Source organism: Clostridium sp. AM34-11AC (assembly GCF_003435375.1).
GTDB classification, from domain to species: domain Bacteria; phylum Bacillota; class Clostridia; order Lachnospirales; family Lachnospiraceae; genus Pilosibacter; species Pilosibacter fragilis.
In genome coordinates, this window is record NZ_QWGL01000001.1 from 657,317 (window position 1) to 675,628 (window position 18,312).

Here is an 18,312-nt window from a genome sequence, read left to right on the forward strand (position 1 = left end):
TTTATCTATACTCGACAACATCTCTTAATGCTTTTCGTGGCCTTTTCGGCGGAGCTTCATTTGCAGCTCCAACAGCAACAATTCCTGTCAGCTGGTTGTCTGTTCCGATAAATTCTATCAGCTCATTATAGGCAAAGCAGGTATTGGCAATCCATAATGTACCTAATCCATATCCGGTCGCTGTCAATATCATATTCTCAACAGCCGCACCGATCGACAGCGAATCGCAAATTTCTACGATCCGTTTTTCTCTCTCGATGCTTGCAAATGGTGTATATTGATTTGTATTAAGCACTGCTATAAGGCACGGCGCCTCCTGCATGATTCTGACTGTATTTTCAGCATCGGGGATTGCAAATGCCCATTCCGGCATAAGTTCATGTGTGATTTTTTCTGAATTTATACCATGGCGCATAACCTCAACCAGTTTATCTTTCGCTTCTCCCTGATATACGATAAATTTCCATGGCTGCCGGTTTTTGGCTGATGGCGCAAGAGTAGCACTATATATGATCTCTTCGATCAGCTTCCTGTCAATCTCATCGGATCTATATTTTCTTATACTTCTTCTGTTCTCAATTTCTCGTATCATAGTCTTCTCCGTAAATTTTGATTTCAATGTTTTTTCCAGTCAATACATTTCTGACCACCAGACATCGTGTACCACTTACTTTCTTTCCAATCCACCTCACTCTGCATCTGCGGTCACCCCGGTTTCCTTTTTGTTCGACGTAAACAAATAAAACATAGCACAAAATACAAATGCAAATACAACGCCGAAAACATTCTGAATCACTCTCTGCAATATTCTCCCATGTATTATACATTATATCATTGCAGATAATATATGGTGTATGAATTTTCACGCGCTCTTTATAAAAGCGCTTCTGGATTTTGTTCTATGATCACTGCCCGTTCCGTATTCTCGCTGCGTTCATTCCACGAATCATTTTGTGTTTCTTTTCAGGTCGTCACCCGGTTTTCGGCATCAAAAAAACGCCATACTCATCACCATTCCGGCAATGAGCAGACGCTTTATATTTTGTCCGTATTCTTTTGCAAAAGAGAAACAAATGAAATGTAAGTTTGTAGCGCATGTCGCATCTGTCTATGATAATATTAGCACAGGTCAATTCTGAAAAAAAGAGGCAGAATGGTAGCAAAAGGATAGTAATTGGTAACAAAATGGGAGTAATACGGAAACATGCTGCACATTCCCCTATCCTCTCAGATTTAAAAACCATCTATCAGGCTGCTTTAGACCGTGTGACAGAAAAATGGAGTCCGAAATATCCGAATTCCATGAAACGCTGGAAGGACAACAGGGATGCTGTTTCTTCAATTTTTAAGTTTTCAACCACTGTCCGGAAGGTCATTTATACAACAAATGCGATAGAATCACTGAACTCCACATACCGGAAACTGAATCGTCAGAGAAGCGTATTTCCAAGTGATACAGCGCTGTTAAAAGCCTTATATCTGGCCACTTTCGAGGCTACTAAGAAATGGACAACTACCATCCGGGACTGGGGCCAGGTCTATGGGGAGTTGAGTATCATGTACGAAGGACGACTTCCAGAATAAGTAAAAACATAATCTAAGACAGGCGGCCAGCCGCCTGCTCTTGACATGCCTATCAGTAACTGTTATATATAAAACAAGGGTGAAAAGCCTGATTTGTAGGCTTCTCACCCTTCATTATCATAGAAGAATCTAATTTACAGAGATTTTCTCATAGTCTCTCCGCAGACTCTACACATATAACCATAATCTGTTCATCTTGATCTTCTATCTCATCATTATGATGTTCTATAAATTCATCAAGTTTGTGTATAAATTTCAGATGTTGAACTTTCTGTGTAAATAACTTCTTATAATTAATAGATTCCATATACTGCTCTTCATCAGTAAAGTGTTTTACTGTATAATCACGAAGATTTTCCAATATTATGTCAATTCTATCATATTTATTCCAATATAATATTCTGGTTTCATTTCATACATCCATTAGTCCTGCTTTCATTTTTATTCAGCCTTTGAAAACTGGTCTTTGCCTACAGAACATAACGGACATTCAAAATCTTCCGGAACATCCTCCCACTTTGTACCAGGTGCAATACCACCTTCTGGATATCCCTTCTCCTCATCGTATTCCCATCCGCAAACATCACATACATATTTCATTTGTTGTTCCTCCTTGTAAATACATTAATACACAGCCTATATTACGGTTATATTTGTGTTGTTCTTAAATCTTAATATGTATAAATGCTTTTAGCATTTCCATAATCCATGCAGGTTACAATATGCATATACTTCTTCTACCTGTTCACCATCGCAAAGACAAAAATCTGCTATCGGCTCCTGCCCTGGATTTAACTGTTTTCTGTATATTCCCTGATTGGTATTTAATGTAATCCACTCAATGAAATGTTCTTCAAGCATTGGATGTTTTGTCTCTCCGACCACGACATGAACATAATTGCCTTCCACTGTATATACAGGCACGTGCTTCTCAACAGCCGCATCTGTCACTCCGGCTTTTAATTCCTGCATAGGTTCTCCGCAACAAATTACAGGAACACCTTTATCCTTTACCTTTTCAACAATGTTTCCACAATGCTTACATATATAATACTTTACTTCCATGCTTTTATCTCCTTCCATGTGTATAATTTATAGTTCAATTGTCTCTATAATCTTTTTCAAAGAATCTGCAGATTTCTTAAGCTTTAATGCTTCCTCACCACTTAAATTAATAGGTATATTAGACTCAATACCATCAACACCTACAATAACTTAACGATACTCCGTCAATATCCTATACGCCATGAATCATGTGCGATACCGGAAGTATTGATTTTTCATTTCTCATAATCACTTCACAGATTCTTTTTACAGACATTGCCATTCCATAATATGTAACTTCATTTGCCGTAACGTGTATTCTCATTTCGTATACGGCATTTCTTACAAGATCTTTTTAAATGGTATTTCTCCTACTTGTCATTCGTGCTCCTTATTAGTATTAGTTCTTAATAAGGATTATATACCACTATTATCCTGTTGTCAACAAAAATAGTAATAATTATCATTATTACAAAAGATGCCAAACTGAGCATCTTTTATCTGAATAACTATTGTATTTTGCGTTCAAAAACATATTCTGAATCTGATGATAAATCAGACCTAAAGGAATATCCAAATCTGTCAAATTTCTGAATTTCCACCAGATTTTCAATGTTATTTTCTGCCATGAATCTGACCATTTCACCACGAGCCATCTTGGCATAGGTACCTTTTGTTACCAATTTATCTCCGGATAACTCACAAAATACAATCGTAATATATCTGTCCTGTGGTGTCAGATACTTTTCTATACATTTTGAGTATTCTTTTGATGCAAGATTAATGATAATCCTGCTGTCATCAATTACTGAATGATATAACCGATCCCCCCAGTAATCATATAGATTTGTTGTTTCTTCAATCTCAGCTTTTGCCTGCATTTCAAGGCGATAAGGAGTCACACCATCCAGTGGTTTTAAAATGCCATAAAACGCAGACAGGATTCTTAAATGATTTTGCAGATACTCAAACTGCTGGATTTCAAACACAGCTGGTGCCATATATTGAAATGCAATTCCTTCATATGCTAAAACAGCCGGAGTAAGTCTGTTATAAAGATCCATAGTTTCCAATCTGTTAAAATTCTGCTCTGCAATCTTGTCATTACATTTCCAGATAGCTTTCAGTTCCTCTTTTGATTTGCTTTTCATCCAGCCCAATATCTCTGCTGTCTTATCAATAAAGGCAGGCAGTTCAACCGGTGCTATGTTATCAGTATCTGCAATCATCTTTTTTGCAGGTGACAATATAATCTTCATCAATTTAATTCCTTAAGCATGTTTTCAGGATCATCTGCCGCCTTTACTTTATCATTGGCTTTGATAATAATCCCTTGCTCATCAATAAGATACGTAGTTCTTACTACACCCATAGAAACCTTTCCGTAATTTTTCTTTTCTTTCCAGACATCATATACTTCGATCACCTTACGCTCTGGATCTGCCAAAAGTGTAAATGCCAATCCATATTTTTCTTCAAATTTCTTGTGAGAGGCTACAGAATCCTTGCTCACTCCAAGAACAACTGCTCCTTTCTCGGTGAATTGAGGATAACGCTCGGAAAAACCACATGCCTGCTTTGTACAGCCTGCCGTGTTATCCTTTGGGTAAAAATATAAAATTACCTTTTTTCCTGCATAATCACTTAATTTATGCATTTCCCCATTCTGATCCGGCAATTCAAAATCCGGTGCTTTGGTTCCTATTTCTAACATTTACTATTCCTCCGCTTCTGTATTTTCCACCTGTTTTCTTGTTCTCTTATTACCTGAAATCATTTTATGTCCAGTGTATATGGACATAATCATACATATAAGAGTGCTGCACGCAAAATACCTATGACTTGATTTAGATCCTTTATATCCAGTATAAAAAGTTCCAATCATAGTAATTAACGCTCCGAATGACCAATACTTATGTGCTTTCATTCTATACCTCCAAATTGATTAAACTGTTTCCAAAATAAATATCTCTGGATCATTAACAATATTATACCTTCCGTTCATCACTTTCTACAAGCAAGAAAAGCTAAATACTCAATCCATATAGAGATCGATATCGCATTCACAGGTTTTAATTGCCATATTGAAAATGTCATCTGCCATCTTATCAAATAATACAAAAGGATGTATCACGATAATTCTTCCATTACCTTGACGCATCCTTTCGTATGATTATTTTTTTCTATTCTTCTTAATGACAGCTATGGCTTCCACATCCATGCTCACCACATGTATGTCCCTCTCCGTGGCTGTGCTCATGGTGAGAACACTTCACATCTGGATTATAATCAAGTGTATCATTGATAAGAGCTTCTACTGCTTTATCTGCATCTCCTGAAACTCCGCCAAAAAGCTTAATGCCTGCTGCCGCTAACGCGGTCTGGGCTCCTCCTCCGATTCCGCCGCAGATCAAAACATCGGCATTTAATGCATTAAGAACTCCTGCCAATGCACCATGTCCGCTTCCATTCGTATCTACTACTTCTGAATGTACCACTTTTCCTTCCTCTACATCATAGATCTTAAATGTCTCTGTGTGTCCAAAGTGCTGAAAAATCTGCCCATTTTCATATGTTACTGCTATTCTCATGATACCTTCTCCTTTTTCCACTGCATATTTTTGATATATCTCCTGCTTATAACATCCTCCAAGGTTACAGTTACTGCTCTGACCATCACAGATTCTAAAATCTCCACCTTCTATTCTGAGCGGATGTCCATCAATTAGAGCATCTGCTATTTTCTTCCTGGCAATCTCGTAAATTCGTTGAACTGTTGTTCTTGCGATCTGCATAGATTCTGCACACTGCTCCTGACTATAACCTTTCTTGTCCAAAAGACGAATTGTCTCGTACTCATCTACCGTCAGAACAATGGGTACTTTTTTCTCAGTATCATCTGCCGGAAAGAATTCTAAAACATTCGGGAAATGGCAGACTTTCCTGCATTTTACTGGTCTCGGCATAAACTGCTCCTTTCTCGCTTTTCTTATATATTAGCTCTATAAAAGGCATATGTCAATAACGTTTTTTGACATATGCCTTTTACAATCAGCTACTGTTCCTGCAGTGTATGTCCATCCCACGGAACACGGAAGGTCCAGAATAGTTTGATGGCTTCATGCAAGGACGATGCTCCGGCACTAACTAAATAATCAGGGTTCCGTGTCCCTACTGTCCGGAAATAGGAAACCGCAAATCCGCTTTTAAGGGAACCAGCATTCCGGTGGTGGAAACCTTTATAATAAATGCTCCGGTCTTCTTTGTAATAACTGGATTTACCATAGCAAATTGAAATGGGCCTGCTGCCACCACAATGATATTTTTCTTTACACCAATCATATTGGCTGCCATTCCAACACAATGATCCAGATTTGCCCTTAATGTATCAAGCAGATCTGTAATTACCTGTTGGTCTGCCTCCGTTGCATCTGTAGATTTCTGAGCGAGAAACAATGGGTCCCGCATAATTTTTTTCACCATATTCTTATCCTCTAATTCCAGTTTTTCCAAACATCCGGCAGATAACCCAGGGTTGATTGCTTACCATTTCTAACCACTGGTGTCTTAATCACCTTCGGATTTTCAAGAACCTTGTCAAGCTTATCATCAGCTGCAATATACTTTATAAGGGCAAGGGAATGATAAAAGAGATATATTTCGCCTTGTTTATTCTTGTAGCAACCAATTGGCTATGTCGTGGATTTCGATTCCTTCATAACTATATTTTGGATGCTTGGTTCTGGCAATAATCATTTTCGGATAAGCATCTCGGATCTGAAGCAGAGGAGAGCATTCTCTCTCAAATGTTTCCTGTCCGGAAATGTTGTCGCTGACCTGAATATAAATCTTCTCGCTGCCTCTCTGAGCAACAAAGTCGATCTCCTTTTGATAGAGCTTGCCGACATAGACATCGTATCCACGGCGAAGAAGCTCGATGCAAACGATGTTTTCATATACTCTGCCGTAATCCATATTTCTGCTTCCCAGTATTGCATATCGAATACCACTGTCACAAAGATAGAACTTTTCAGAGCTTTCAAGGTATTTCTTGCCTCGGATGTCGTATCTCTTAATATCATAAAATACAAAAGCATTGCACAAATACTTAATGTACTTGCCGACGGTTACATGATTGGTTGGAGTCTCATTTGCTGTCAGCAGCTGACTGACCTTATTAGGAGAAGTCAAGTTGCTGATATTATCCATAAGAAACTCGCTCAGACGTTGTAAAACCAACGTGTCCGGGAGTGCATATTTCTGCACCAAATCCCTTGTAACAATCGTTTCGTAGACCTCTTTGATATAGTTTGTTCTGTCTTTTTCGGTTCTGTAAGCGTAAGAACCTGCTAAACCGCCCTTGATAGCGTAATCATCAAAGAGCTTATCTTTATCACTAACATCATCATAATACTGGCAATATTCCTGGAAGCTGAAAGGAAACACATGAATTTCAATATATCGTCCGGTAAATAGAGTTGCCAGATCCGCACTCAACAGGAAAGCATTGGAGCCGGTTACATAGATGTCGTATTTTCCCTTAGAGTACAGGCTATTGATTGCCAACTCAAACTTGGGACACATCTGAACCTCGTCTACAAACAGGTAGTTCGTTTTACCTTCCTGATAATGTTCTTCCACATAGGCGTGTAAGGCATGGTATTCCTTGATTTCTTCATACGCCAAATCCATGAAGTCAATAAAGATAATATTGATGTTTTCAAAATTACTTTTCAGATACTCAATATACGCCTGCATCAGCTTGGACTTACCGGATCGACGAATGCCCGTGATGATCTTGATGTCAGGAGTACCATTCAGTTCAATGATTCTGTCGAGATACTTTGCTCTTGTAATTGTTTTCATATCGTCACCCGCTTTCAAAAGTCGAAGATTTTTATTTTTTTGAAACTGCTTCGATGTACTTATTATACCGTCTGCTAATAGTATATGCAAGAGATCGCTTTCAAAAACATAAAATATTTTAATTTTTGAAAGCAGATACTATGTAAAGGCAATCCGAAGATTGCCCCAGGCATTATGCCTGTTCTTTGTTATACGGGTTCGTTGTCCTCATCATCAGCGATGAAGCCTACATCATCGTCCTCGTATTCCTCACTGTGGCCATAGTCCTCGTCATCGTCCACATAATCAGCATCCGGATCAGGCTTTGCCGCTTCCTGTTCCTTCTTCTTTTCCTGGAATTCCCCTGGTCGTGGCAGGAATGCTGAGATTACAGACGAAGAAAAAGCCTGGATCATTAACATTGCCTGCCAGAAGCCAATTGATTTTGGATATGCTGCTGAAGCAGCTGGATACACAAGACTTTCCACCATTTCACCACTTTACAACTTTATAAATGATAGACTTGTTGATGAATCAACTGATTTAAAGCCTTTTCACAGCAGTTGTTTTTATGTGTGTTTCGATATTTTTTACGAAAGTGGCAAAAAATATCTGGCTGCGAATCCCCTGACTTAAGTAAAGCGGACATTCGCAATCCGCTTCGCTACTTGCTCATGAACGCAGTCGCTTCGCGATCTGTCAGTGGGAGCTTTCAACTCCCACTGACATAAGCATCCCACTCACCCACCGCTTAGTGCCCCACACACTTGAAGCAGGGGAATGCTTATCTGCGTTCAAATCGGAGCGTGACTGTGACTTTTTTATTTATTCATGGGCATGATTTTTCTATCATTCCTTCTTGGAAAAATGTGATTTTATCACGGAGAGTTCCTCCGAAACAGGTTATACTACAAATACAAAATACAAGGAGGTATTCTTATGAGGCTGAAAGATAAAGTTGCAATCATCACCGGAGGCAGCCGTGGCATTGGCTACGCTACCGTAGAGAAATTTTTGAAGGAAGGGGCTACGGTAATCTTGACCGCAAGCTCGCAAGGTTCTGCTGACAAAGCGGTTGCGCAGCTGAAAGAAAAGTACCCTGATGCAACAGTTGCGGGAATCAGTCCTAACCTGTCCAATTTGGAATCTGTCCGCAATGCTTTCCGAGAAGCTGCCTCAAAATACGGTTGCATTGATATTCTGGTGAACAATGCCGGTATATCCGAAAGCACTCCCTTTACCGAGTATACGGAGGAAACCTTTGACAAGGTTATGGATCTGAATGTAAAAGGCGTGTTCAATGCTACAAAAGCCGCCAGTGAGTGCATGATTGCAAAAGGTCACGGTGTTATTCTCTCCACCTCCTCAATGGTTAGCATTTACGGCCAGCCTAGTGGCTTTGCATATCCCACATCCAAATTTGCTGTCAATGGCCTGACAGTTTCCCTTGCCCGGGAATTGGGTCCGAAGGGTATTCGAGTGAATGCAGTCGCTCCTGGTATTACCCTGACTGATATGATGAAAGCTGTTCCCAAGGAAGTAATTGATCCGCTCATCAAACAGATCCCCCTGCGCCGCCTGGGTCAGCCGGAGGATATTGCCAATGCATTTGTGTTCCTGGCATCTGACGAAGCATCCTATATCACAGGTGTTGTACTCAGCGTAGACGGTATGGCAAGAACATAAAAATCGGAAACAGGGCAGCTGGAAACGGCTGCCCTATCTTCAAAATGTGGAGGTATTCACATGAAAAGAATCATTCCTATTTTAATGGCTTTACTGCTTTTGTCCGGTTGTGCAACACAATCCGCCAAAAAAACCTATCGACAGATTACTATGGAGGAAGCTGTTACAATGCTGGAGGAGGAAACCGGATACACCATCCTTGATGTCCGGACTGCTCAGGAATATAGTGAAAAGCATATTCCAGGCGCGATTAATATTGCCAACGAATCCATCGGCACAAAGGACATTCCGGACATTCCGGAGCTGCCGGATAAAGATCAGTTGATTCTGGTATACTGCCGCAGCGGTAATCGGAGTAAGCAGGCCTCTGAAAAGCTGGTAAAACTGGGCTACACCAATATCGTTGAAATCGGCGGTATTAATAGTTGGCCCGGTGAAACCGTCGCCGGCGATAAGTGACAAAATCACGGAAAAAGCAACGACTACTGGATATACTAAAGCCATAAAAAAGAAAACAGGAGGACTTAAATATGTCTGCTATCAATGTAAATAAAAACAATTTCAATCAAGAGGTTTTGAACTCGGACAAGCCCGTCCTGATGGATTTTTGGGCTCCCTGGTGTGGTCCTTGCCGCATGGTAGTTCCTCTGGTAGAGAAAATTGCCGAGGAGCGCTCCGATATCAAGGTTGTTAAAATTAATGTGGATGAGGAACAGGAACTGGCTATGCAGTTTGGTGTGATGAGCATTCCCACTCTGGTGGTTATGAAGAACGGCAAAGTCGTAAATCAGGCCACCGGTGCCAGACCTAAGGCTCAGATTCTCGCCATGCTGTAAGGAGGTGCAAAGATGGGATTCTTCGATTTCCTGAAAGGCCCTGACATCAATCAGGGTGTCAAAGAATATAGCGTTACGGATGGCGCAGTCCTGCTGGATGTTCGTACCCCTGACGAATACCGGCAGGGGCATATCCCCGGCAGTAAAAATATTCCTTTGCAGTCCATTAACAAAGTGGCTGGCGTGATTGACAATAAAGCTACCCCCATTTTTGTTCATTGTCTCAGCGGCGCAAGAAGCCGTCAGGCAGCTGCTATTTTGCAGCAGATGGGTTATACCAATGTGAAAAACATAGGCGGAATTTCCGCTTATGCAGGAAAGGTGGAACGCTGATATGAAAGTTGTTATTGTAGGTGGTGTGGCAGGCGGTGCTACTGCTGCCGCCCGTATTCGCAGACTAAATGAGCAGGCAGAAATCGTAGTTTTTGAGCGCTCGGGGTATATCTCCTATGCCAACTGCGGTCTGCCTTACTATATCGGAGATGTAATTACCGATCCGGAAGATCTGACCCTCCAGACACCGGAGAGCTTCTTCTCCCGGTTCCGTGTGAACATGAAGGTACGCCATGAGGTCACGGCTATCCATCCTGACAAAAAGACCGTTTCCGTCAAGAATCTGCAAACCGGAGAGGAATTCGAGGAAAGCTATGACAAGCTGATTCTTTCTCCCGGTGCCAAGCCTACCCAACCCAGGCTTCCCGGCTTAGGTCTTGATAAACTGTTCACCCTGCGCACCGTGGAGGACACCTTCCGCATCAAAGATTACATCAATATAAACCATCCTAAGTCTGCCGTACTGGCAGGTGGTGGCTTCATTGGGTTGGAGCTGGCAGAAAACCTGCGTGAACTGGGAATGGAGATCACCATTGTCCAGCGTCCAAAACAGCTTATGAATCCCTTTGATTCCGATATAGCTGCTTTTATACACAATGAAATGCGCAAGCACGGTGTTAAGCTGGCACTGGGTCATACCGTGGAAGGGGTTGCGGAAGTGAGCGGCGGCGTGGATGTGCTACTGAAAGACGAACAGCCTCTCCATGCGGATATGGTAATCCTGGCCATTGGTGTTTCTCCCGAAACCACCCTTGCAAAAGATGCCGGGTTAGAACTGGGCATTAAGGGAAGTATTGTGGTCAATGACCGGATGGAAACCTCCATTTCAGACATCTATGCTGTGGGTGATGCGGTGCAGGTGAAGCACTTTGTCACAGGGCAGGATGCTCTGATTTCTTTGGCGGGCCCTGCTAACAAACAGGGACGAATCGCTGCGGACAACATCTGTGGTGGAGACAGCCATTATACCGGCTCCCAGGGAAGCTCTGTCATCAAGGTCTTTGGCATGACTGCCGCCACTACCGGCGTAAATGAGACCAACGCCAGAAAAGCAGGACTGGATGTTGATACGGTTATCCTGTCGCCAATGAGCCATGCAGGTTACTACCCCGACGGGAAAGTCATGACCATGAAAGTGGTTTTTGAAAAAGAAACTTATCGCCTGCTGGGTGCTCAGCTCGTAGGTTACGAAGGTGTGGATAAGCGCATTGATGTACTGGCTACCGCTATTCGCGCAGGAATGAAAGCCCCAGAGCTGAAGGATCTGGATCTGGCCTACGCACCGCCTTACTCCTCTGCGAAAGACCCGGTAAATATGGCTGGCTTTATGATTGAGAATATCGCAAAGGGTATTCTGAAGCAGTGGTATCTGGAAGATACAGATAAACTTCCTCGTGACGGAAGTGTAACTCTGTTGGACACCCGCACTGTGGAAGAATTCACCCACGGACACATTGACGGTTTCTTAAATATCCCAGTGGACGAGCTGCGGGAGCGGTTGGATGAACTGGACAAGCATAAGCCTGTCTACGTCATCTGCCAGAGCGGCCTGCGCAGCTACATTGCCTGTCGCATCCTGGCCGGAAACGGATTTGACTGCTATAACTTCTCCGGCGGCTTCCGGTTCTATGATGCTGTATTCAATGATCGCTGCCTCATTGAATCCGCCACCGCCTGCGGTATGGACAAATAACAATAACCCCTTCTCAGATTTCACAGGAAATGAGAAGGGGTTATCCTTTAGTAAATGATAATTCCAAGCACAGCCAAGGCGATAATCAGCAGGGTTAGCTGTTGCTTAGGCATTTTGCAGTTCCTCCAATGCAGCTTCGTCTGTAACCTCCACTGTTCCACGAGTCAGCTTGACCATCCCCTCGTTCTGGAAATAGCGAAGCATTCGAGTGACTACCTCACGGGCGGTACCCATGTGGCCCGCAATGGTTTCATGAGTAATCTTGAGGATGTTTGTTCCCTCTAAGCTACATTCCTCCAGCAGAAATCCTGCCAGCCTTTTATCAAAGCTTTTCCACATGATCTGCTCCATGAGCCACATAACCTCAGAAAAACGGGTAGCCATAATTTCGTTGGTAAAATTAGCTACCACAGCAGACTCTTTCATTAAGTGTCCATAAATGTCAGCAGAAATAACCCACATCGTGGTATCCTTCTGCGCCTCAATGGTGATCTCAAACTGAATGCTGTTCATCATACAGGAGGCGGAAAACAGGCAAATGTCCCGATCAAACAAACGATAGAGGCTAATCTCCCGTCCTTCGTCGGAAAGAATATAGGCACGAAGCTGTCCGTTTCTTACCAGCAGAAGACCAGTACACTCCATAGTTCCGTTGTGAATCACAGTCCCTTTGTCCACTTTTCGTAAAACTGCATTTCGCTCCAAAATCTGCTGCTGGGTCGGTGTCAGTTTGTTCCAAATTGGAAAATAAGATGAAAAATCCATGGGTACACCTCCTTGAATACACATAGTATAAAATAATTTATGGCATATGTCAATAATTCCGTTGACATATAGGAAAGGGAGATATACAATGATCATATAAATGGCATATGCCGCAAATAATGTGGAGGCGAATCTATGCCAAGACCGAGAAAATGTAGAAAAGTATGTTGTCTGCCAGATAATGATGGTTTTGTTCCGGTTCGTGGCGGCGAGGAACTGACTCCCATTGTCCTGAATATGGATGAGTATGAAGCCATTCGCCTGATTGACCGTGAAGGTTTTTCTCAGGAGCAATGCGGAGAATATATGCGTATTGCCAGAACAACGGTTCAGCAGATTTATGCAGCTACCCGTAAAAAATTGGCGGATGCGCTGGTTGAGGGACTTCCTCTGCGAATCGAGAAAGGGGATTTTGTGCTCTGCAGCGGAAACAGCGCAGCCTACGGGTGCAGAAATTGCTATCAGCAAAAAATCCATCCGATGCTTTCGAAACACTTCATCGAGTGGGTCTATGTCCAGACCGAAAACGGTGGACAGCGCAAGGCTCTGAAACCCGATGACAAACCCAATGTCACCTTCTGCTTGGGAGATGATAAAGCTGTTGCGGTTTACGCCTATTGCAATCTCCACGGCCTGTGGATGACTGAAGTGTAAAAAGTATGCCTCCTGTCGGTTTCCGGCAGGCGTTTTTTTTACAGGAGGATACCTATGAGTCAAGACAATGCCAGCTTTACCTTTTTACATCGCATAGAGGAAGTAGAACTGAACATTGAGGATGGACGCTGGCAATCTGCTTTGGCATTGGCGCTGACTTTGCCTGATATTTGCGGCGGCATTGCTTTCCCAGAAATTGTAAAGCGTTATCGGGATGGACGTGCTGTTCTGGACAGAAATCAGAGACCAACCCGTGATGTAGGAAATCAATATATTCGTTGGTTTAATACATACGCAGCACCTTTCTTTAAAGTCTCTGCGCAGGATATCTCTCCCTATATCTGCGGAGAACGATGCTGGCAGCTTCGATGCGAATACCTGCACCAGAACAAAGGCTTTGCAAATACTGAGGACAATACCTCGATTCGTTTTCACTTGGGTGTGAATTGCGGAACCTCAGTTTGCCAACTGGATAGAATAAGTTCTGCCAACAGCCTCACGGACATCCGTATTGATATTGAACAGTTTTGCCGAAGAATGTGCCGAGCGGTCAGAGCTTATTATGAAGCAGTACATACAGAGAAAGATTTCAACCTTTATAATACGCCTGTTCTGGATTTTATAAAGGCATCACAAGATGAAAAATCAAATGCTACGATTGCCATTATGTGCAGTGATTCGGCCTATGGGAACGGACTGAGACTGGTACTTCAAAACTTATCCAAACATATCCTTGTATTTGAAACCCCGGAAACTGCAAGAAAAGAACTTGGCAAGAAAAAGCCTATGCTTTGGATTGTTACAGAACCTATGACAAAAAAGCCAGATCAGCCATGGAGGGCAGATAAAAGAACACCCGTGATTCTTCTGTCCAATCAACCGGAATCAGAAATAGCGATTGAAAAGAATGCGGGTAAATTGACTGTCTTGCCCTTGCCTGTTCTGCCGGAAACTCTCCGTAATGCACTTAAGGCTTATCTTTTGACAAAGGAGGATAAGAACTAAGAATGATTATTATTATTTTTTCACTTATCCTGTTGCTTCTTGCTTATTTCCTCTATGTCCAAAAGAAAAAAGTGATATCACTTCAACAGCAGATTAGTGATCTCCAGAGTAAAATTAGTATACTTGAGAAGCAAGACCTTGCCGCTGAACAGTATAACGATTCTCTCCGGCAGGAAGCAAACACGGTTCATTTATATGCTTCTCTCTCGCTGGAGGAGACAAGAAAAACATCCATAAAAGATAAACAGTCTCAAATCATCCGTTCCAGTGAACATATCCTCGAGTTACTTAATAACGAAAAAGTTTAGTGCGGCAGCAATGCAGCTCTTTTTATGTGATATCATCACCGAAATGTTATTTTAGATTGGCTATACTATAATCAAACAAAGGAAAGGAGCTGGCAATATGGCAGTTATCAATATTAATAGAAATCAATTTGAAGAAATGGTGCATAGCGGAAAGACTGTTCTGGTGGAGTTTTCAGCTCCCTGGTGCGTATATTGCCGCCGTCTGGCTCCGGCATTGGAAAGCGTGGCTGAGGAATATAAGGATACGCTGGTATTCACTGCGGTTAACATTGATGATGAGCCGGAATTGGCTGAGGCCGAAGCTATAGAAGTTGTCCCTACTCTGCTGATCTATCACAGCGGACAGGCTCTTGGCTCTATCATCGCTCCGGAATCCAGGGCGCAGTTGGTGGCGTTCATTGAAGAAACTTTACAGCACCAGACGCAGGAAGCAACTACTGTGCAGCATATTTACGACATGATCGTGGTAGGAGGCGGTCCCGGCGGCTATACCGCAGCCCTTTATGCCGCCAGAGCAGGTATGAACACCGTGGTTTTAGAGAAGTTGTCCGCTGGTGGGCAGATGGCTCTGACCGAGCAAATCGACAACTATCCCGGCTTCGAGGATGGTATCGACGGCTTCTCCCTGGGAGAAAAGATGAAGCGAGGAACGGAACGATTTGGAGTGGAAACCAAGCTGACTGAGGTGCTGTCCCTGGAACTGTCCGGTTTTATAAAGAAAGCGGTGACCAGCGAAGGTCCTATGTACGCAAAGACCATTGTGCTCGCTACCGGAGCTGGCCCCAGAGAGCTGGGTGTTGATGGTGAACAGGAGTTAATCGGTAAAGGTGTCCACTACTGCGCAGCCTGTGACGGAATGTTCTATCGGAACAAAACGGTTGTCATCGCAGGAGGTGGCAATACCGCTGCGGCGGATGCCCTTATCCTCTCCCGTATCTGCAAAAAAGTCATCGTCGTTCACCGAAGAGATACCTTAAAAGCAACAAAGATCTACCATGAGCCTTTGATGAAAACGGAAAATATAGAATTCCTCTGGGACAATGAGATCGTCACACTGCTCCATAACGAAAAGCTGACCGGTATCCGGACTCGGAATGTGAAAACCGGAGAGGAAAGCACGCTTGCTTGCGACGGTGTGTTTGTCAGCGTCGGAAGAAAACCTTCCACCGAATTGGTGAAAGATCAGATTACGATTGATCCGGCTGGATACATTATCGCAGATGAGAGTACCTGCACCAACATCCCCGGTGTATTCGCCGTTGGGGATGTCCGCACAAAGGCATTGCGGCAGGTCGTGACTGCTGTAGCCGATGGGGCAACCGCTGTTCACTATGCAGAGGAATATTTAGCAGGAGGAATATGAGATGAAAGAAAATATTAAAAAATGGCTGAAGCCAATTCTATTTACCGCAGGCGGCGCTCTGGTCGGCCTTGCATATTACTACTTTGTGGGATGCTCCACAGGAGCTTGTCCGCTAACTTCTAACCCTTTTATCACGATGGCCTATATGGGCTTTATCGGTTGGCTGTTGTCAGGTGTGTTCGGAAAGGGGTGCAGCGGTTCATGCAATATGCAGTAAGGAGAAAGAAAAGCCCCAAAGACCGCCTGAAAAAGATAGTGTCCGAGACAGGCTCAGGCAGTTACAGGCAGAGGGCAAACAGCAAAGAACACGAAAGAAGTCCCAAGACAGAGAAAGATAACTTTGACACCGAACACGACACCGCCGGGCAGAACCCCTGCCTTGCGGGATTACATAGAGAAGCCCTATTCCTCCATCATTTCTACAAAGAACTGGGCAAAAGAAAAAGACCGCCAGCTTCAGCGGTGCATACATAGAACGGCAGCCGGGTATTTGAGTACCCGGCTGCTTCGTTTATTCGCCCAGAGCTTGACAAAGCTATCTTGTTGCGCTATAATAAATAAACAAATTTGTTTATTTATTTTTGAAAGGAGGAGTAACCTTGATTGAACCATCTGATTTTGGCTTATTTTTAAGAGAAAAGCGAAAAGCTGCTCACCTAACGCAAGATGATTTGGCCGTTGTCATAAACAAATCAGGACAGTATATCAGCAACATCGAAAAAGGCAAAAACAACGCTCCTCCTAATCCTTCAGATATAGAATCTCTCATAAAAAAACTTGGATTAAACGATGAAGAGGCAAAGCAATTTAAGGAAAAAGCTGCAGCAGACCGATGTCGCTTGCCAAATGAGCAAATGGATTATTTGATGAAGCATAGAAAGTTAATTGATCTCATCAATTTTGGATTGGAAAACAACATAAACGACAAATGCTGGGCAGAAATGTTAGCAACAATTTCGGGAGGAAAATAAAATGACTTTGAATGAAGTGTTAAAAAATACAAATTATGATGTTTCACTCTTTTCTGAGGAAGCACGCAAATATGTTGAAGATGCTATCGTTGTCAAAACTATCAGAGGCAAGGAAGCTCTCTTTATCAAATGTCTGAAACGTGATAAAGAAATCGCGCTTAAACCTGAAGAAGCAGTGCGTCAACTCTACCTCTACAAGCTTATCCACGAGTACGGTTATCCTACAAGCCGTATTGAAGTTGAATTCCCGATTCATTTTGGCCGCGAAGTTAAGCGCGCTGATATTGCCATTATGGATAAGGATCGTCTGATGGTTCCCTACATCATTGTTGAGCTCAAAAAGCCCAAACTGACAGATGGCAAGGAACAACTGAAGTCTTACTGCAACGCCACTGGCGCACCCATCGGTGTATGGACGAATGGTGAGCAGATTTCCTATTACAACAGGAAAGACCCTAATTATTTTGAGCCGATCACCAATATTCCAAAAGTTTCTGAAAAGCTCAGCGATATCATCAACGAAAAGTTCACTTATGAAGACTTGAAAAAGATTGATAGAATCAGCCAGCAGAAACGCTCTCTTCGCTCTCTTATTCAGGAAATGGAAGATGAAGTCCTTGCCAGCGCTGGAGTTGATTCTTTTGAGGAAATTTTCAAACTGATTTTTGCTAAACTATATGACGAGTTGATCTGCGAACGTGACTCCAGCGCATACTTGAAGTTTCGCAATTCCGGTGAAACGGATTTCGAATTGAAAGAGAAAATTCAGAGTCTCTTTGACGATGCAAAGAAAAAATGGGAGGGCATCTTTACTGACGAGAGCAAAATTCTTCTCTCTCCTTCTCATCTTGCCGTCTGCGTAGCTACACTTCAGGATATAAAGCTGTTTAACAATAATCTTGACGTTGTAGACGATGCATTTGAATACCTGATGAGTAAGGCTCAGAAAGGTGAAAAGGGCCAGTATTTCACCCCGCGTTATGTCATTGATATGTGCGTAAAAATGATGAACCCATCCGTCAATGACAAAATTATCGATACCGCTTGTGGTAGTTCGGGCTTTACTGTCCATAGTATTTTCAAAGTATGGAAAGATATCCGTCGCGAAAAAGGACTTCCAGAAGGCGAGGGCTTTACCGCTGCGCAACGTATTCCGGAAGAAACAAATTTTGTACGTGACAATGTGTGAAGTGCTATACTAACGTTGTAACAGTAGTGGCTAATA

Annotated in this window: 23 protein-coding genes and 5 pseudogenes; 15 read left to right on the top strand and 13 right to left on the bottom strand. The window is 42.7% G+C overall.

The window, feature by feature from the left end; all coding sequences use genetic code 11:
• Window position 1: 1 nt before the first annotated feature.
• Together DW826_RS02995 and DW826_RS18935 are read right to left on the bottom strand one after the other, a co-directional pair.
• On the bottom strand, window positions 2-592 hold the full coding sequence (locus DW826_RS02995; protein WP_015552824.1) for a nitroreductase family protein: 591 nt from the start codon (window positions 590-592) through the stop codon (window positions 2-4).
• 96 nt (window positions 593-688) lie between these two features.
• Window positions 689-799: pseudogene (locus tag DW826_RS18935) on the bottom strand (FUSC family protein); the annotation flags it as partial.
• A 428-nt stretch (window positions 800-1,227) separates the two neighbouring features.
• Here DW826_RS18935 and DW826_RS03005 point away from each other — a divergent pair.
• A pseudogene (locus DW826_RS03005) lies at window positions 1,228-1,584 on the top strand (transposase); the annotation flags it as partial.
• 441 nt (window positions 1,585-2,025) lie between these two features.
• On the opposite strand, the gene DW826_RS03015 reads toward DW826_RS03005, so the two are convergent.
• The 10 genes and pseudogenes from DW826_RS03015 to DW826_RS03070 form a co-directional block, all read right to left on the bottom strand.
• Window positions 2,026-2,184 carry a rubredoxin gene (locus tag DW826_RS03015; RefSeq protein ID WP_015552822.1) on the bottom strand — a complete coding sequence of 53 codons (159 nt, stop codon included), beginning with the start codon at window positions 2,182-2,184 and terminating at the stop codon, window positions 2,026-2,028.
• Between the two features lie 90 nt (window positions 2,185-2,274).
• Window positions 2,275-2,649, bottom strand: a complete 375-nt coding sequence (locus tag DW826_RS03020) for a desulfoferrodoxin family protein (protein ID WP_107000936.1) — start codon at window positions 2,647-2,649, stop codon at window positions 2,275-2,277.
• A 488-nt stretch (window positions 2,650-3,137) separates the two neighbouring features.
• Window positions 3,138-3,887, bottom strand: coding sequence for a peroxide stress protein YaaA (gene yaaA / locus DW826_RS03030; protein WP_117504403.1), 750 nt, complete (start codon window positions 3,885-3,887; stop codon window positions 3,138-3,140).
• Window positions 3,887-4,342 (bottom strand): thioredoxin-dependent thiol peroxidase, encoded by a 456-nt coding sequence (bcp, locus tag DW826_RS03035; protein ID WP_015552818.1) that lies wholly within the window; start codon window positions 4,340-4,342, stop codon window positions 3,887-3,889. Before bcp ends, yaaA begins: the two co-directional genes overlap by 1 nt.
• Before the next feature lie 3 nt (window positions 4,343-4,345).
• Window positions 4,346-4,555: a DUF6219 family protein gene (locus DW826_RS18530; RefSeq protein WP_015552817.1), complete on the bottom strand. Its 210-nt coding sequence runs from the start codon at window positions 4,553-4,555 to the stop codon at window positions 4,346-4,348.
• A 265-nt stretch (window positions 4,556-4,820) separates the two neighbouring features.
• Window positions 4,821-5,594: a DUF134 domain-containing protein gene (locus DW826_RS03045; RefSeq protein WP_117551978.1), complete on the bottom strand. Its 774-nt coding sequence runs from the start codon at window positions 5,592-5,594 to the stop codon at window positions 4,821-4,823.
• Between the two features lie 286 nt (window positions 5,595-5,880).
• Window positions 5,881-6,111: pseudogene (locus tag DW826_RS03055) on the bottom strand (peptide deformylase); the annotation flags it as partial.
• Window positions 6,112-6,122: 11 nt separating this feature from the next.
• Window positions 6,123-6,266: pseudogene (locus DW826_RS18535) on the bottom strand (ArsC family transcriptional regulator); the annotation flags it as partial.
• Window positions 6,267-6,297: 31 nt separating this feature from the next.
• Window positions 6,298-7,494: an ATP-binding protein gene (locus DW826_RS03065; RefSeq protein WP_117471154.1), complete on the bottom strand. Its 1,197-nt coding sequence runs from the start codon at window positions 7,492-7,494 to the stop codon at window positions 6,298-6,300.
• A gap of 188 nt (window positions 7,495-7,682) precedes the next feature.
• Window positions 7,683-7,889 (bottom strand): hypothetical protein, encoded by a 207-nt coding sequence (locus DW826_RS03070; protein WP_015552814.1) that lies wholly within the window; start codon window positions 7,887-7,889, stop codon window positions 7,683-7,685.
• A gap of 523 nt (window positions 7,890-8,412) precedes the next feature.
• On the opposite strand from DW826_RS03070, the gene DW826_RS03080 reads away from it, so the two are divergent.
• The 5 genes from DW826_RS03080 (at window position 8,413) to DW826_RS03100 (ending at window position 12,021) form a co-directional block, all read left to right on the top strand.
• Window positions 8,413-9,159: a 3-oxoacyl-ACP reductase family protein gene (locus DW826_RS03080; RefSeq protein WP_117551979.1), complete on the top strand. Its 747-nt coding sequence runs from the start codon at window positions 8,413-8,415 to the stop codon at window positions 9,157-9,159.
• Window positions 9,160-9,219: 60 nt separating this feature from the next.
• Window positions 9,220-9,618, top strand: a complete 399-nt coding sequence (locus tag DW826_RS03085) for a rhodanese-like domain-containing protein (RefSeq protein WP_117551980.1) — start codon at window positions 9,220-9,222, stop codon at window positions 9,616-9,618.
• Between the two features lie 71 nt (window positions 9,619-9,689).
• The gene (gene trxA, locus DW826_RS03090; RefSeq protein WP_117472032.1) at window positions 9,690-9,995 is read left to right on the top strand and encodes a thioredoxin; all 306 of its coding nucleotides are present in this window, start codon (window positions 9,690-9,692) and stop codon (window positions 9,993-9,995) included.
• A gap of 12 nt (window positions 9,996-10,007) precedes the next feature.
• The gene (locus DW826_RS03095) at window positions 10,008-10,328 is read left to right on the top strand and encodes a rhodanese-like domain-containing protein (protein ID WP_117472034.1); all 321 of its coding nucleotides are present in this window, start codon (window positions 10,008-10,010) and stop codon (window positions 10,326-10,328) included.
• A 1-nt stretch (window position 10,329) separates the two neighbouring features.
• Window positions 10,330-12,021 (top strand): FAD-dependent oxidoreductase, encoded by a 1,692-nt coding sequence (locus DW826_RS03100; protein ID WP_117551981.1) that lies wholly within the window; start codon window positions 10,330-10,332, stop codon window positions 12,019-12,021.
• A gap of 105 nt (window positions 12,022-12,126) precedes the next feature.
• On the opposite strand, the gene DW826_RS03105 is transcribed toward DW826_RS03100, so the two are convergent.
• The gene (locus DW826_RS03105; RefSeq protein ID WP_117551982.1) at window positions 12,127-12,786 is read right to left on the bottom strand and encodes a Crp/Fnr family transcriptional regulator; all 660 of its coding nucleotides are present in this window, start codon (window positions 12,784-12,786) and stop codon (window positions 12,127-12,129) included.
• A 135-nt stretch (window positions 12,787-12,921) separates the two neighbouring features.
• Here DW826_RS03105 and DW826_RS18540 point away from each other — a divergent pair, with 135 nt between their 5' ends.
• From DW826_RS18540 to DW826_RS03140, 9 genes and pseudogenes are all read left to right on the top strand, one after another.
• Window positions 12,922-13,440, top strand: a complete 519-nt coding sequence (locus DW826_RS18540) for a DUF134 domain-containing protein (RefSeq protein ID WP_117551983.1) — start codon at window positions 12,922-12,924, stop codon at window positions 13,438-13,440.
• 54 nt (window positions 13,441-13,494) lie between these two features.
• The gene (locus DW826_RS03115) at window positions 13,495-14,445 is read left to right on the top strand and encodes a hypothetical protein (protein ID WP_117551984.1); all 951 of its coding nucleotides are present in this window, start codon (window positions 13,495-13,497) and stop codon (window positions 14,443-14,445) included.
• A 2-nt stretch (window positions 14,446-14,447) separates the two neighbouring features.
• Complete coding sequence (locus DW826_RS03120; protein WP_117471141.1) at window positions 14,448-14,753, top strand: hypothetical protein; 306 nt, start codon at window positions 14,448-14,450, stop codon at window positions 14,751-14,753.
• A gap of 97 nt (window positions 14,754-14,850) precedes the next feature.
• A pseudogene (locus tag DW826_RS18545) lies at window positions 14,851-15,147 on the top strand (thioredoxin family protein); the annotation flags it as partial.
• A 63-nt stretch (window positions 15,148-15,210) separates the two neighbouring features.
• Window positions 15,211-16,116, top strand: coding sequence for a thioredoxin-disulfide reductase (gene trxB / locus DW826_RS03125; protein WP_242992104.1), 906 nt, complete (start codon window positions 15,211-15,213; stop codon window positions 16,114-16,116).
• A gap of 1 nt (window position 16,117) precedes the next feature.
• On the top strand, window positions 16,118-16,333 hold the full coding sequence (locus DW826_RS03130; protein ID WP_015552802.1) for a DUF6132 family protein: 216 nt from the start codon (window positions 16,118-16,120) through the stop codon (window positions 16,331-16,333).
• A complete protein-coding gene (locus tag DW826_RS18165; RefSeq protein WP_181967969.1) occupies window positions 16,318-16,590 on the top strand; it encodes a hypothetical protein in 273 nt (90 codons plus the stop codon). Before DW826_RS03130 ends, DW826_RS18165 begins: the two co-directional genes overlap by 16 nt.
• A 125-nt stretch (window positions 16,591-16,715) precedes the next feature.
• The gene (locus DW826_RS03135; RefSeq protein ID WP_181967970.1) at window positions 16,716-17,087 is read left to right on the top strand and encodes a helix-turn-helix transcriptional regulator; all 372 of its coding nucleotides are present in this window, start codon (window positions 16,716-16,718) and stop codon (window positions 17,085-17,087) included.
• Between the two features lies 1 nt (window position 17,088).
• The gene (locus DW826_RS03140; protein ID WP_117551986.1) at window positions 17,089-18,276 is read left to right on the top strand and encodes a type I restriction enzyme HsdR N-terminal domain-containing protein; all 1,188 of its coding nucleotides are present in this window, start codon (window positions 17,089-17,091) and stop codon (window positions 18,274-18,276) included.
• The last annotated feature ends 36 nt before the right edge of the window (window positions 18,277-18,312 follow it).